20 protein-coding genes are annotated in these 13,249 nt (G+C 70.0%); 6 read left to right on the top strand and 14 right to left on the bottom strand.

What is annotated here, in order from left to right; translation table 11 throughout:
- Nucleotide 1: 1 nt before the first annotated feature.
- A complete protein-coding gene (locus OG627_RS35010; protein WP_329072119.1) occupies nucleotides 2–598 on the bottom strand; it encodes a helix-turn-helix domain-containing protein in 597 nt (198 codons plus the stop codon).
- A 107-nt stretch (nucleotides 599–705) separates the two neighbouring features.
- Between OG627_RS35010 and def the strand changes: the two genes are divergently transcribed.
- On the top strand, nucleotides 706–1,365 hold the full coding sequence (def, locus tag OG627_RS35005) for a peptide deformylase (protein WP_329072117.1): 660 nt from the start codon (nucleotides 706–708) through the stop codon (nucleotides 1,363–1,365).
- A 5-nt stretch (nucleotides 1,366–1,370) separates the two neighbouring features.
- On the opposite strand, the gene OG627_RS35000 is transcribed toward def, so the two are convergent.
- The 3 genes from OG627_RS35000 to OG627_RS34990 all read right to left on the bottom strand — a co-directional run bounded on the left by OG627_RS35000 (nucleotide 1,371) and on the right by OG627_RS34990 (nucleotide 3,575).
- Nucleotides 1,371–2,375, bottom strand: coding sequence for a HEAT repeat domain-containing protein (locus OG627_RS35000; protein ID WP_329072116.1), 1,005 nt, complete (start codon nucleotides 2,373–2,375; stop codon nucleotides 1,371–1,373).
- A gap of 6 nt (nucleotides 2,376–2,381) precedes the next feature.
- Nucleotides 2,382–3,050, bottom strand: coding sequence for a HEAT repeat domain-containing protein (locus tag OG627_RS34995; RefSeq protein ID WP_329072114.1), 669 nt, complete (start codon nucleotides 3,048–3,050; stop codon nucleotides 2,382–2,384).
- A gap of 117 nt (nucleotides 3,051–3,167) precedes the next feature.
- Nucleotides 3,168–3,575 (bottom strand): winged helix-turn-helix transcriptional regulator, encoded by a 408-nt coding sequence (locus tag OG627_RS34990; protein WP_329072111.1) that lies wholly within the window; start codon nucleotides 3,573–3,575, stop codon nucleotides 3,168–3,170.
- Nucleotides 3,576–3,703: 128 nt separating this feature from the next.
- Between OG627_RS34990 and OG627_RS34985 the strand changes: the two genes are divergently transcribed.
- Nucleotides 3,704–4,612: an alpha/beta fold hydrolase gene (locus OG627_RS34985; RefSeq protein ID WP_329072109.1), complete on the top strand. Its 909-nt coding sequence runs from the start codon at nucleotides 3,704–3,706 to the stop codon at nucleotides 4,610–4,612.
- A gap of 138 nt (nucleotides 4,613–4,750) precedes the next feature.
- Here OG627_RS34985 and OG627_RS34980 read toward each other — a convergent pair whose 3' ends face one another.
- Nucleotides 4,751–4,942, bottom strand: coding sequence for a DUF1059 domain-containing protein (locus OG627_RS34980; protein WP_329072108.1), 192 nt, complete (start codon nucleotides 4,940–4,942; stop codon nucleotides 4,751–4,753).
- Nucleotides 4,943–5,149: 207 nt separating this feature from the next.
- On the opposite strand from OG627_RS34980, the gene OG627_RS34975 reads away from it, so the two are divergent.
- Entirely contained in the window at nucleotides 5,150–6,097 is a 948-nt protein-coding gene (locus tag OG627_RS34975; RefSeq protein ID WP_329072106.1) for a hypothetical protein, read from the top strand.
- A gap of 117 nt (nucleotides 6,098–6,214) precedes the next feature.
- Here OG627_RS34975 and OG627_RS34970 read toward each other — a convergent pair whose 3' ends face one another.
- Nucleotides 6,215–6,433, bottom strand: a complete 219-nt coding sequence (locus OG627_RS34970; protein ID WP_329073231.1) for a hypothetical protein — start codon at nucleotides 6,431–6,433, stop codon at nucleotides 6,215–6,217.
- Between the two features lie 151 nt (nucleotides 6,434–6,584).
- Between OG627_RS34970 and OG627_RS34965 the strand changes: the two genes are divergently transcribed.
- Entirely contained in the window at nucleotides 6,585–7,256 is a 672-nt protein-coding gene (locus tag OG627_RS34965) for a TetR/AcrR family transcriptional regulator (RefSeq protein ID WP_329072104.1), read from the top strand.
- Between the two features lie 110 nt (nucleotides 7,257–7,366).
- Here OG627_RS34965 and OG627_RS34960 read toward each other — a convergent pair whose 3' ends face one another.
- The 4 genes from OG627_RS34960 to OG627_RS34945 form a co-directional block, all read right to left on the bottom strand.
- Nucleotides 7,367–7,744, bottom strand: a complete 378-nt coding sequence (locus tag OG627_RS34960) for a toxin Doc (RefSeq protein WP_329072102.1) — start codon at nucleotides 7,742–7,744, stop codon at nucleotides 7,367–7,369.
- Between the two features lie 3 nt (nucleotides 7,745–7,747).
- A complete protein-coding gene (locus OG627_RS34955; protein WP_329072100.1) occupies nucleotides 7,748–7,999 on the bottom strand; it encodes a hypothetical protein in 252 nt (83 codons plus the stop codon).
- 357 nt (nucleotides 8,000–8,356) lie between these two features.
- Nucleotides 8,357–9,157: an alpha/beta fold hydrolase gene (locus OG627_RS34950; protein ID WP_329072098.1), complete on the bottom strand. Its 801-nt coding sequence runs from the start codon at nucleotides 9,155–9,157 to the stop codon at nucleotides 8,357–8,359.
- Between the two features lie 76 nt (nucleotides 9,158–9,233).
- Nucleotides 9,234–9,665 carry a nuclear transport factor 2 family protein gene (locus OG627_RS34945; RefSeq protein ID WP_329072096.1) on the bottom strand — a complete coding sequence of 144 codons (432 nt, stop codon included), beginning with the start codon at nucleotides 9,663–9,665 and terminating at the stop codon, nucleotides 9,234–9,236.
- Between the two features lie 86 nt (nucleotides 9,666–9,751).
- On the opposite strand from OG627_RS34945, the gene OG627_RS34940 reads away from it, so the two are divergent.
- Both OG627_RS34940 and OG627_RS34935 read left to right on the top strand, forming a co-directional pair.
- On the top strand, nucleotides 9,752–10,321 hold the full coding sequence (locus tag OG627_RS34940) for a PadR family transcriptional regulator (protein ID WP_329072094.1): 570 nt from the start codon (nucleotides 9,752–9,754) through the stop codon (nucleotides 10,319–10,321).
- A 144-nt stretch (nucleotides 10,322–10,465) separates the two neighbouring features.
- Nucleotides 10,466–11,089: a dihydrofolate reductase family protein gene (locus OG627_RS34935; protein WP_329072092.1), complete on the top strand. Its 624-nt coding sequence runs from the start codon at nucleotides 10,466–10,468 to the stop codon at nucleotides 11,087–11,089.
- Nucleotides 11,090–11,291: 202 nt separating this feature from the next.
- Here OG627_RS34935 and OG627_RS34930 read toward each other — a convergent pair whose 3' ends face one another.
- Genes OG627_RS34930 through OG627_RS34915 form a run of 4 tightly spaced genes read right to left on the bottom strand, consistent with a single transcriptional unit; the run spans nucleotide 11,292 to nucleotide 13,178 of the window.
- Nucleotides 11,292–11,612 (bottom strand): hypothetical protein, encoded by a 321-nt coding sequence (locus OG627_RS34930; protein ID WP_329072090.1) that lies wholly within the window; start codon nucleotides 11,610–11,612, stop codon nucleotides 11,292–11,294.
- Complete coding sequence (locus OG627_RS34925) at nucleotides 11,609–12,106, bottom strand: hypothetical protein (RefSeq protein ID WP_329072088.1); 498 nt, start codon at nucleotides 12,104–12,106, stop codon at nucleotides 11,609–11,611. Before OG627_RS34925 ends, OG627_RS34930 begins: the two co-directional genes overlap by 4 nt.
- Nucleotides 12,107–12,108: 2 nt before the next feature.
- Nucleotides 12,109–12,429: a hypothetical protein gene (locus OG627_RS34920; RefSeq protein ID WP_329072086.1), complete on the bottom strand. Its 321-nt coding sequence runs from the start codon at nucleotides 12,427–12,429 to the stop codon at nucleotides 12,109–12,111.
- 59 nt (nucleotides 12,430–12,488) lie between these two features.
- On the bottom strand, nucleotides 12,489–13,178 hold the full coding sequence (locus tag OG627_RS34915) for a DJ-1/PfpI family protein (RefSeq protein WP_329072085.1): 690 nt from the start codon (nucleotides 13,176–13,178) through the stop codon (nucleotides 12,489–12,491).
- Nucleotides 13,179–13,249: the final 71 nt, after the last annotated feature.

The raw sequence follows: 13,249 nt of genomic DNA, 5'->3' as shown, positions 1-13,249 counted from the left end.
CTCACCCCCGGTCGAGGAGGGGGAACAGCCGGGTGGCCACCGCTACGGCCACGGTGCCTGCGGGGCGCGCGGCGGGGTGTTGGTCCCGGTCGCGGAAGTCGGCCAGTAGGCAGCGGATGGACGTGGCGAGTTCGGCCATTTCCGCTGGAGTGAGGTGGACCACGGCGCTGAAGGACTCGTCTTGCCGCCACTCGCCCGGCGCCTGCTCCCGGTGAGCCAGCCAATGTTGATAGCTCTCGTCCTCCAGTCCACGTGCGAGCGCGGCGAACTCCTCCGGCACTTCGCGTTCGGACTGGTCGGACTGGTCGGACTGGTCGGACTGGTCGGAGGATGCCCAGCGCAGCTGCCACGGCCGTGCCCGGCCGCCGTTGTGCGGCGCCTCCTCAATGAGGCCGTGCCGGGCGAGTTGGCGCAGATGAAACGAGCAGAGGCCGGAACTGTGGCCAAGCCGGGCGGCGGCCTGGGTCGACGTGACCGTGCCGACCTCGGCGAGCAGGTCCAGCAAGGCGACCCGCACGGGATGGTCCGGGAGAAGCTGCCGGGCGCGATGCGGCAGTAGCGGGTCCGTGGACGCGGGTTGACGGTTTTCATCGCTCATTTTGCAAAGGGTGCTACTTTGCAAAGCGATCGGTCAAGCTGGCCCGCGAGCCGGCCGGGGCCTCAGCCCTGGCTGTCCGGGGCATGCGCGGAAGGCGTTGATGTTCCATGACGGTTCGGTTCGACAACCCCTCGCGGGACCGCCGGGTGCGCTTGCTGGGAGAACCCGTCGATTCCTATCCGCGGCTCGCACCGGAGGTCGAACGGGGTTCGGTGCGCCGCATCACCGTCGTCGGGGAGGAGATTCTGCGGCGCCCGTGCCGGGAGGTCACGCGGCTCGGCACGCCGGAGCTGTCGCGGCTGGTCGACGACATGTTCGCTACGAATCAGGTGGCGGAGGGCGCGGGGCTTGCCGCCAACCAAGTCGACGTGGATCTGCGGTTGTTCGTGTGGGACATCACGGACGAGTGGGGGGTGCGTCACGTCGGGCACATCGCCAACCCCGTCCTGGACGAGGTGCCGGCCGAGCAGCGGAGGCTGGTCGAAGAACCCGAGGGGTGTCTGTCCGTTCCCGGCCCCTACCGGGTGGTTCCCCGCCTCGACCGTGCCGTCGTACGAGGCCGCGACAAGAACGGCAAGCCGCTCGTGATCGAGGGCAGAGGGTACTTCGCCCGGTGCTTGCAGCACGAGACGGACCACCTTCACGGTCACCTGTACCTGGACCGGCTTGCCCAGCGGGAACGGAAGGCCGCCCTCCGCGAGATGGCCGCGTCCAAGGACGAGATGTTCGCCCGGCGTGCCGCCCTGGCCCGCAAACTGGGCAAGTAACGCCGCTATCGTGCGCCGCGTATCCCGAGAATGTAGGCCGCGGTCAGCGCGACGGCACGGTCTTCGTCATGTGACAGGTCCGCGAGAGCACGCGACGCCGCGGCTCCCGGAATATCCGCGAGCGCCTGTGTCAGCCGTCGGCGTACGGACGATTCGGCGGTGCCGTCGGTGAGGCAGTCGACGAGCCCGGTAGCGATCCGGTCCGCCAACGCGGGACGACGCGCCAGCACGCTCAGCGCATCGGCCGCATCGACGTCGTTCGTCTCCTTGACGACCATGTCGATGAGCGTCGGGACCGCGTCGGCCACTCCACGTGCCCCGAGTGCCAGAGCCGCATACCCGCGGACCGCGGTGTCAGGGTTCGCCAGGGCGTCATGCAGCAGTGTGGTCGCCTCACCGTTCGGAATCTCCGCGATGGACCGGACGGCACGTGTCCGCACCTCGGCTGCTGGTGAGCCGAGGCCCTCCGCCAGGAGCGCCAGTCCGCCATCGCCCGTTTGCGCCAAGGCCCAGCGCAAGGCTCCGGCGACGCTCGGGTCCGGCTCGCTCAGCACTGCCTCGACCAGGGCTTCCACTGGCACCGGAACCTGTCCGACGGAGGACAGGGCCGCGCGCTGGCGCATCCCGGCACTCTTGGACCCCAGCGCCTGGAGGAGGGCAACAGTCCGGAGGACGTCCTCCCAGCCCGCGGGTTCCGCGGCATCGATCCGCTGGAGTCGAGTGAGCAGCTCCGTCTCAGCGGCGATGCGTTCTCGCGTCTGACGGATGAGGTCGTCGACAAGCTCTGCGGGCGTGAAGCCGGGATCATCGAGCGCGCGCCCGACTTCACGCAGCGACAGCCCCAATGACCGCAGGCTCTCGATATGGAAGATCCGCCGGATGTCCTCGCTGGAATACTCTCGATAGCCGGCACCGGTACGACCCGTTGGCCGCACCAGGCCAAGGGTGTCGTAATGCCTGAGCATGCGGGCACTGACACCGGACCGTCGTGCCACATCACCGATCAACACGGCCCATCACTCCTCCTGGCCGGTCCTGCCGAGGGCCACGACGCGCTTCGCCTCCTCGCTCGCGAACTCGAATCCGGCGTCCGGGTCGCGCAACAACCGTTCCGTGGCCATCGCGTGCGCGCTCACGCGGGGGTCGAGATCCGTCAGCGCAGCGCGCAAAGTCGGCAGAATCACCTCACCGAGCGCGATCAGCGCCCGGCTGAGGCTCAGCTGCGTCTCACGTTCGCCGCGCCCGAGCTGTGTCGACAGCGCCGCGGCCAAGTCGGGCTCCGCGCCTTCCGGTACGAGCACGATCGCTGCCCGCCAAGCGCTCCGCGCCACCTCGTCGTCGCCGTCGGACAGCAGCGCCCGTGTGATCGCCGGCCACGCCTGCCGATCCCCGATCTTGGACAGCGTGTGCAGCGCCTGGCTCCGCGCCTGCGCACGCTCCGAACGGACTTCGACGAGAAGCTCCGGGACCGTCATCGACGCTGAGTGGCGGGTGAGTGCCCACGTCAGCATTTCGCGCACGGAGAATTCGGGTTCGATCGCGCATCGTTCGATGAGCTTGTCGATGAACTGCGGATCAGGGGTCGTGCCGACCGCCAGCGCTGCCCGCAGCCGCACTGACGAGCGGCTGTCCTCCAGCCCCTGGAGAGCTCGAATCGTATCCGCGTCCTGTTTCGCCATGGTCATCGGGACCACCTCCTCGGCTGTAGTGAAGACCTTGTCACCGTGTCAAGGTCAAGCGGAGCCGGGCGATTCAGGCGGAGTCGCGCTGCGAGATCAACTGCCGGATCAGCTGCGGGATCATCAGGCGCCGACCGGGTGTTCCTGGCCGCGCTGGTTCGCGTGGTCGATCTCGGCCATGTGTTCCTCGGCCCACTCACGAAGCATCGCCAGCGGTTCTTCCAGTGTCAGGCCGAGCGGGGTGAGCCCGTAGTACACGCGTGGTGGCACTGACGCCTCCACTCGGCGGTTGACCAGGCCATCACGGGTCAGCCCTTGAAGGGTGACCGACAGCATCTTCTGCGAGACGCCGGTCATCCTGCGCCGCAGTTCCGCGAAGCGCACCTCCTCCGGGGACGCCTCCGCCAGCACCTTGATGGCCATGGACGTCCATTTCGTGCCGATCCGGTCGAGCAGACGGCGGGTCGGACACTGCGGATCGAACAGATCTCCACGATTCCCGGAAGAGGGGCGTCGCGTCGAGGAGGTCACCTGGAACTCACCACCTGTGGCAAAAGTGCGGTCTTGGCTCTCTCATCTTAGTTACCTATCGTTTTGTTGTCACTATTCGTAACCACCTATTCCACATAACCCATACCTTCGTGACCCATGGAGGTCCCGTGTCTGACGCACCGCGCCGCACACCCGTCCCTCGCCCGTCAGGCGTCGAACTCCGGCGGGTCACGGTGAACGGCGTCGACCTCAACGTGGCTCTTGCCGGCGAGGGGCCGGCCGTGCTGCTGCTGCACGGCTTCCCGCACACCTGGCAACTGTGGACCGATGTCCTGGACGGCCTTGCGGGGCAATACCGAGTGATCGCGCCGGACCTGCGGGGAACAGGCGCGAGCACACACGCGAGGGACGGCTACGACGCCGGCAACCTCGCGACCGACGCCGAGGCCCTCCTCGACGCACTCGGGGAGAGTTCGGCGGCCGTGGTCGGCATCGACGCCGGCACCCCACCGGCCTTTCTTCTCGCCATGCGCCGCCCCGGCCTCGTCCGGCAACTCGTGGTCATGGAGTCGCTTCTGGGCAGCCTGCCCGGTGCCGAGGAATTCCTCGCCCACGGGGCTCCGTGGTGGTTCGGCTTCCACGCCGTTCCCGGCCTCGCGGAAACCGTACTCACCGGGCACGAAGCCCCGTACATCGACTGGTTCCTCGGCACGGGCTCTCTCGGGGACGGCGTCGATCCCGCCGTCCGGGACGCCTTCGTCCACGCGTACACCGGGACCGAGGCTCTGCGCTGCGCCTGCTCGTACTACCGTGCGCTGCCGACGAGCGCCGAACAGATCCAGGAAGCCGTCGCTACGGGCCGGCTGATCGTGCCCACCATGGCCATCGGGGCCCGCCCGGTGGGCAGAGCCCTCGAACGGCAACTACGGCCGGTCGCCGATCATCTCGTCGGCCACATCATCGAGGACTGCGGCCACATCATCCCGCTGCACCGCCCCGAGAAGCTGCTCGGCCTTCTCGAACCGTTTCTCGCCTCGGCGGGGACTGCCGCCGAGCCTCGCCCGGGCCACTGGTGAACCTCGCGCACCGCGCCGAGCCGAGCACGCTCCGGCCGCCCGACGGGACTCGCCGGGCGGCCGGAGCTTTCGCGGTTTCGTGGGATTCACAGGTTCGCGCGTTCGCGGGTTTCGCATGGAACGCGTCCGCGGGGCCGGTCAGGCGTGCTGTGGAGCATCGTCCTTGAGCATGGTCCTGATCTGCTCCCGCAGCTCCGGAGTGTTCTCGTGCCCGTGCACGGAAGCGGCGTGTTCACCCGCGGCGCGGACGACCTCGTCCTCCTCGCCGGTGATGGCGAGGGAGCACTGCGTCTCACTGGGGAAATCCCGGCAGTCGACTGTTTTGCGCATCGCTCACACCTCCTCCTTCCAGTGTCCACCCACCACATATGCGCTGTGGGAGGCGGTGAGCGGATCATCGACGGAAGTAATCCGCGCGCAGTCGGCGGCATGCGGCCCGGACCGATGTCGCGCACTCTGGAGCACAGGAGACCAGGACCAAGGCCAGGGCCAGAGGGCCAGGGCCAGAGGGCCAGGGCCAGGAACGAGGTGCGGACGATGGGACTCGGCAGGCGGGCGCTGCTGCTCGGCACCGGCGGGTTGTTGGCGGGGGCCGCCGCCGGGTGCTCCGGGGCCTCGCGGGCCGGCCCGGCCGCCAGCGCCGTCGCCGCGACGCGCTCGCCCGTACCACTGCCGACGACCACCCCGTGGCGGCCCGACCGCGCCGATGTGGACCCCGCCGTCAAGCTGCGTGCCGTGCAGGTGGTGGAGGCGATCGGGGCCTGGTCGGCCGGGCAGGGCGGCGTGGCGGCGGCGAAGCGGCGGGTGGCCGCGCTGGGCGCGGCGCCGTCCCTCGTGGACGCGGCGGGGGCACTGCTGCCCACCGCCGACGAGGCCGCGCTCCAGGTGGTCGACGCCCAGTACGGCGGGATCCTGGCGGACTCGGCCAGTGTGCTGGTGGTCTGCCGGCAGTGGACTCCGGGGCACGCGGGCGGCACGACGATCGACGTACGGCTGCGTCGTGCGCGGCCCCGCTGGGAGGTCACCTCGCTTCACCCGGCCAGGCCGGGCGGCGCCGTACCGTCGCTGCCCGCCGCCGCTCGCTCGGTGTTGGCGGAGCCCCGGATCACACTGCCTCCCGCGGCGGCCGCCGATGTCCGCAGCGGGCACATCCACGAGAGCGTTCTGCGCGCGCTGCTCCAACTGGCGGGTACGTACCGGATGTACGTGAGCGTGATCCGCTCCGGCCACCCGCTGAACGTCTTCGGCACCGACCGGCCCAGCGACCATCCGCGCGGCCGGGCCTTCGACGTCTGGCAGATCGACGGCCATCCCGTCGTGGACCCGTCCACCTCGCGCCGGCTCGTGGAGACCTTCATGCGCGACGCGGCGGCGGCCGGTTCGTACAACGTGGGCGGCCCGGTCCGGATCTCCGGCGGTACTGGGGGCCAGTTCTTCACCGACGCCACCCACCACGACCATGTCCACGCGGGATTCACTGCCTGAGCGTCAGCCGGAGGCGGGAGCGGAAGCGGATGCCGGGCCGGAGTTCGCGCGGGACCTGCTCCGGCCGTACTCAGCGAGCACGTGGAAGGCGGCCTTGGGCTCCCACGGCAGGTCCGGTTACGCGGTACCGGTGCGGCCGCCGTCGAGGACCTTGACAACGCCGAAGGACGCTTTGTCGAAGTCGCGGTCGCCGCCGGTGACGCGAACGGCGTCGCAGTGCAGCTCGTCGCGGATGATCCGCATCTCGCGGCGGACGACGGCGGGGTCGAAGGGTTCACGGGTGGTGGTTCCCGCGGTGGTGAAGCCGGTGTCGTAGGTCATGCCGAAGGTGCGCACGGCGAATACTCTCCTCACGCTCTACGGTACTGGACGTACCTTATTAGGTACTCACCGTACCTTGCGCACGCCCTGGAGCAGAGCTCGCGGAATGCCGGAAAGTACGATGCGTACCGTAGATCCAGCTGTGCGGGGCGAGAGGGGACAACCGGTGGCAGGAGCCGGGAAGGAACCGCGACAGGCCGCGGCGACGCGGCGGCGCGGGGCCGCTCTGGAGGAGGCCATCCTGCGAGCGGCTGCCGAGGTGCTGAAGGAGTCCGGTGTCCCCGGCCTGACGATGGACGAGGTGGCCCGGCGGGCCGGGACGAACAAGAACGCGCTTTACCGCCGCTGGCCGAATCGCGTCGCCCTCGGCGTAGCGGCGTACCGTCGACTTGCCGCGGCGGAGACCGTCCTGCCGGACACCGGCTCGCTGCGCGGCGACACCCTGGAGATGCTGCGGCGCGCGAACAGTACCTGGTCATCGCCGTACGGGGAGATCCTGCGCGGCCTGATCGCGGCGGCCAGCGGCACTCCGGAGCTCCTGGCCAGGCTGCGCGACCCGGCGGCGGACGGTACGCACGAGGCGGCATGGCTGACCCTGCTCGGCCGGGCGGTGGCCCGCGGCGAGGCGGCGCCCGAGGCGCTGCACCCCCGAGTCGCGTACGCGCCCATGGCGCTGCTGCGCAACGAGTACGTGACGCTCGGCGTCCCGGCTGTGCCGGAAGCCGTCCTCACCGAGATCGTCGACGAGGTCTTCCTGCCGCTGGTCCGTGGACGGAGCCCGCACGGGAGCGGCCCGCACCGGAGCGCATCGGGCCTCCACGGCCCGCTCCCGCCGTGATCGCGTAGCGGGGCTCCGTCCGGGAGGGGCGGGACCTCTCCCGGACGGGCCCTGCTGGTGCGGCGCCCGGTACCGACCACCCGAGACTGTGGACCGGCGTCGTGCGGAGGTCAGACGCGCCAGGAGCGGATCTTGTCGGCGGCGCCGAAAACATCCTCTTCGACGGCGAGCAGGTCTTTGCAGAGTTCAACGAGTTCGCCGTAGGGGGCGTCGATCCCCTCACCGCTGGCGTGCATGTACGCGAGAGTGATCGCACACGCGTAGCGGACGTTCAGGGCGGGCAGAGGCCGCAGCGTCAGCAGGGTGTGCAGCAGGGCGGCGGCACGCCAGGAAGCGTCCGAGTCGATGCCCAGCCGGGGCGGGTCGACGCGGTGGCGGGCGACTGCGGCCACCAGCGCGGAGAAATCGGTGACGAGGGGCTGCTCGGGTAGCGCTGTCTCGTGCTGCTGGAGCAGCCAGCGCACATCGACATGAATCTGAGGCGGCATGGCTCAGGCAGCCCTGCGCGCCTTGCTGGGGGCCGGACCGTCCTCGATGCCCGCCGCGGAGATGGCGTCGGCCAGCGCAGGGTCGGCGAAGACGCTCCTGAACACCTCGGCGCCACTCCGCAGGGCCCGGTGATGGGCGATGGCGTCTCCCGTCGAGGCCCGCACGAATGCCTTCATCGGCATGCCCCGCTCCTGGGCGATCGCCCTGAGCTCTTCGAGTTCCGCGTCGGAAAAATCTACGTTGAGTGCTGGCATGGGACTTAGGCTAATACCGGGGTACCTGTGACTCAATCCTTGCACGTCAAGTGCCCTTCATCCGGGTACCTCGGAGGGATTTTCCCTCGGAGTGCGCCCGTCTCCTAATTGTCGGTGATTTCGCCTCCGCGAGCGGGGAGGGAGTACCGGACCCGCGTCGGGTCGCCGCCGGCCCAGTACTCGGTGACGATCACCGTCGTCGTGCCGGGGCCGCTCGCCTCGAGCGCGACGGACCGGCCCCGCGGGACGTTCTGAGCCCGGAAGACCTGGGCGGACGGGGCGACGGCCGCCGCTCCGGCGTCGGCCGCGGAGCAGAGGGCGAAGGCCGCGCCCTCCGCCCGGGTAAGGTTGCGGGCTTCACGGGCCAGGTGACCCGTGCGGCACCGTGGTGAGGAAGTCCAGGACGAGCGGGCTCGCGACGGCGCGGAACTCCTCGAAATAGGCGTGCCGCGCCCCGGGGATCGAGTGAAGCCGGGCACCGGGAATGCGGTTCGCGAGCAAGGGAGCGTTGGCGGCGGGGTTGAGCAGGTCGTCGCCGCCGTGCACGACCAGGGTGGGCGCGCTGATGCCGGGCAGCAGGTCCCACGCGTCGTGCTGGTTACTGGCAGCCAGGTGGCGGCGCCGGGCGTGGGCGGGCATGTCCGGGTCACCGAGTGTCTGGTACGGGCCCGGGTGGGTCGCCAGCCAGGCCGGCGTGTACATCAGTTCGAGCAGGGCCTGTCGTGCCGCACCCGGTTGAGGCTGTGCCAGCGATCGGCGCACGTTGTTGTCGCGTTCGACGGCGTGCGGGCCGCCGGGCGACGTGCAGCCGAGCACCAGGGCGCGCACCCGGTGCGGCCGGCGGGCCGCGAGGTGCTGGGCCACGCGTCCGCCCATGGAGGTGCCGTACACGTCGGCCCGGTCGACGCCGAGTTCGTCCAGCACCGCGATCACGTCTCGCGCGAAGGCTTCGGTGCTGTAGGGCCTGTCGGGCTTGTCGCTCTTTCCCGTACCGCGGTAGTCGAGCGTGACCGTGCTGTGGGCGACGTGGAAGTCGTCACGGATGCCGTCCCACCAGTGGTGATTGTTCGCCTGGCCCGCCAGCAGAACGAGCGTTGGCCCCTCGCCCTGGACCTGGTAGGCGATGCGGATCCCGTCAGGCGTTGTCGTGTACCGCATTGGCCCGTTCCTTCCTCATCGCCGGGGGAACAGATCGCGGCGGACCCGCTTCCGAGCGATCCCTTCCCATGGTCCTCTACCGGTCGGCGGGCTCGGGGGCGAGGCCGTCGGCGACCAGTCCCGCGAGTACGGCTTGCCCCAGGGCCTGAACGGCGGACAGGGGGCGAACCATCACGGTGAACTCCTTGACCCTGCCCGTCTCGTCGAACTGGAGCAGGTCCATGCCGTGGATCTCCTTCCCCTGCACGGTGGCCCGGAAGAGCAGGATCGCCGACGAAGCGTCTTCGCCGTCGGCACTGGTCTCGGCCGTGCCCTCGAAGTGTCCGATGTAGCGGAAGTCCTCGAAGGTGCGCAGCAGGACACCGAAGAGTCCCAGCACCATGGGCCTGCCCTCGAAGGGGGTGAACTTCACCGGGCTGTAGAGGCGGATGTCCTCGGTGAACAGGTCCTCCAGTGCGGCGAGTTCGCCCTTCTCCACTGCGGCACGGAAGCGCTCGGCGGTCTCCATAACCCCTCCTCATACTCAAGAATGTGACTAATCATTTTCTTGAGTATGATGCAGGGGCGGACGAGGAAAGGGAAGGGGTTGCTTCGATGGCCTTGCGACATGCCGTGCTGGCGGCGCTCCTGGACGGCGAGTACAGCGGATACCAGCTGGCGAAGGCGTTCGACGTCGGCGTCGCGAACTTCTGGCACGCCCTGCCCCAGCAGCTGTACGCCGAGCTGACCAAGCTGGAGAAAGAAGGACTGGTCGCGGGTCGGCAGGTGGTCCAGGAGACCCGGCCCAACAAACGTCTGTTCCAGGTCACCGACGCCGGTCGCGCCGAGCTGGAGAAGTTCGCCGCCGCCGTATCGAAGCCCTCGTTCATCCGCGACGATCTGCTGGTCAAAGTCCAGGCCGCCGACCGCATCGGCACCGCACCGGTGATCGAACAGCTCGAAGAGCGAGCGGCCGCGGCCGAAGCCAAGATCGAGCTTCTCGGCAAGCTTCTGATACGGCTGCGCGGCGACAGGGACGAGGAGGAGTTCCTGCGCCGGGGCGAGCGGATCGGGCCGTACCTGACCTGTCTGCGCGGCCTGGCCTTCGAGCAGGAGCACCGGGACTGGTGCCTGCGCATCGGGGCCGTTCTCACGGAAAGACAGTCGACTCGTGCCGAGCGGTGAATAGCCGCGCCACGCGGCCCCGGGCGACAGCCGGACCGATGGGCTCGGGTGCGGGCGACTCCGACCGATGAGTTTTCGTGGATCGGGCGGTCTCCACTGGGCCGGGCCGACAGGCGGCTCGGGGCCGAGGAAAGGCAGTGCGCTGTGAAGTTGGTTCTACAGGAGTTCCTGTCGCTGGACGGGGTGGCGCAGGGTCCCGGATCCCCGCAGGAGGACACCAGCGACGGGTTCACCCGGGGCGGCTGGCTGGTCCCGCACCTCGACGACGCGTTCATGCGGATCGTCACGGGCTGGATCGGTGGGGTGGACGCGTTCCTGTTCGGTCGCCGTACCTATGACAACTTCGCGCGGGACTGGCCGAAGATGAACGACCCGGACGACCCGATCGCCAGCAAGCTCAACGGTCTGCCGAAGTACGTGGCCTCACGCAGCCTGACCGAGGCCGCCTGGGAGCCGACCACGATCCTCTCCGAGGATGTACCGGCTCGGGTCGCGGAGTTGAAGCGGCAGCCCGGAGGGGAGCTGCAGATCCACGGCAGTGCCCGCCTCGGCGCGTCCCTGCTGGCCGACGGCCTGATCGACGAGGTGCGGCTGATGGTCGCGCCAGTGGTGGTGGGCAGTGGCCGGCGGCTCTTCCCGGACAACGGCGTTCAGGCCGGGCTGCGCCTGCTGAGCAGCGAGACGACACCGAGCGGAGTCGTGGCCCAGGTGTACGAGCCGACCGGGCGGCCTCAGTACGGGACGTACGAGGCCGGCGCACACGCCTGAGAGGGCCGGCGTCCGGTCGACCTGGGACGCGAGGACTGCTGAGAGGTGCCTCTGCCTCCTCTGCCTACCCTGCCTCGCTGCCGCGCGCGTGAATTCGCGCGGCGCCCAGGTGTCACCCGGGCAGTTGGTCGGCGGGGCAGGGTCGTCACCCGCGCCGTACGCGGGCGCGTCCGGGCTCGTACGGTCAGCGGGCCGGCCGATCTCAGTCCGGTCGGCCGCCATGCCGTCCGGGTCCGATCGGCATCCCCGCGTTGTTCACCGAAGGGGCCGTGGGCCGGCGGAGCCCGCGCAGTGCCAGAAGACCGCCGATGCCGGGAATGACCGCGACGGCTTTGGTGGCGGCCGTGGCCGGCTTGAGGCGCCAGGTGGCGATGACGACGAACAGGTAGGCGCAGCCGTGGGTGGGTCCCATCAGGGAGGAGACGGGTCCGAGGTGGGCGGTGGCGAGGTTGGTGAGCATGATGATCAGTGAGACGAGTTCGGTGTGTGCGGCGATGCGCAGGGGGCGGAGGGACACGGTCATGCTCCTGTGGTGGAGCCGGGACGGATGATCATCAGGACGGTGACCGTGGCCCACAGCAGGTTGAAGACGCCGGTGAGCATGGCCAGGCGGGCGGCCGCCGCAGGGCCGGAGCCGGTGGCAGGGCCGGAGTCGGAACCAAGACCGGAGCCGGAGGCTTGTGCGTCGGTGAGGGCCGCGTCCTGGGTGGGGAGAATCCGCAGGGCCAGCAGGGCGGCGGCCGCGGCGGTCAGGATGATCGAGGTGATCAGCCATGGGCTGCCGAGGACGCCGAGGCTGCCGGCCGTGGCGAATCCGAAGACGGGTACCGCGAGGCCGATGGCCGCGTAGACGCGGCAGATACGGTGCAGCGTCCGCAGGGTCGTGAGGGCCTCGCCGCCGCCGGGGTCGCTGTGGGCGCGGCGCAGGGCTTTGGGGAACATGCTCGCGGCGGCGGTCACCGGACCGATGGCCAGGACTGCGGCCAGGACGTGCAGGGAGAGAAGGAGTTTCGTCATGGTCAGTGTTCCGTGGCCGTCCGGACGGTACGGCGTCGGCCGGTGACCTTGGACGCGGGCAGGCGTCCGGCCTTGGAGGTGCCGGCCAGGGTGTCGCCGTCGACCGTCACGTCGAAGGCCAGGTTCAGGCGCACGGGTTTGGTGATGGCCTGCTTCCAGGTGAGCCGGTCGCCTTCCAGGACAAGGCCGTTGAGCGGCACTTCCTCTCCCGCGCCGCGGGCCAACCCGGTCAGGGCGCCCTCGGTGCGGAGGAGTTCGACCGCGGCCTTGATCCTGCCGATGGGCGTGGAGATGGACAGGTCCCAGGTGCCTTCGACGGGCATGTTCGTTCTTCCTCACGGGTGTGGTGCGCGCTACAGGTGTGCGGGCGAGGACGGTGTGGTCAGAGGGCGACGGGTGCCGGGCCCTCGTCGCGCCAGACGGTGCCGCGGCGCTCGTGGGCGAAGAGTTCCTCGACGGCGTGGGCGATCCGTGGGCCGGCCTCGCGCTCCAGGAGGTACAGACCCAGGTCGAGCCCGGAGGTGACACCGGCGCCGGTGACGAGGTCCCCGTCGTCGACGACGCGGGCACGCACGGCGTGGGCGCCGGTGGCGTCGAGCATGTCCAGTCCCCTGTGGTGGGTGGTGGCGTGGCGGCCTTCCAGCAGGCCGGCCATGGCCAGGACGAGCGAACCGCCGCACACCGCGCCGACGGTCACGTCGGGGCTGTCCATCGCCGCCTTCAGCAGTGCGGGAAGCTCGGTGGTCAGAGTGCGGCCCAGCAGCACGGGGATGAATTCGTCCTGTTGCGGCTCCCCCGCACCGGCGTCGTGGTCGGGGACCTCGCCGGGCTCTCCGACGCGTCCCGAGGCCCCGGGTACCAGGACCAGGCCCCCTCGTGCGGGTTCGAGGGCGGCCGTGGCGCGCAGCGCCAGACCCCCGGTGCCACTGACCACCTCGCGCGGCCCTTCGGCGGAGACGAGCTCCACGCTCACCAGGCCGCCGGAGGCGGTACCTCCCGCGTACAGCACTTCGTACGGCGCGATGACGTCGAGCGGGTCGAAACCGTCGAACAGGACGATCTGGGCGTGCATGGGAAGGGGCCTCCAGGTACGGCCGGCCCGGTCGGCGCCGGGTTCGCTCACGACGCTAACCGGCCGCCACC

The sequence above is a fragment of the Streptomyces sp. NBC_01429 genome (assembly GCF_036231945.1).
GTDB lineage: Bacteria > Actinomycetota > Actinomycetes > Streptomycetales > Streptomycetaceae > Streptomyces.
Note: the sequence above shows the minus strand (reverse complement) of the source record. Positions and strands in the feature narration are given on the sequence as shown.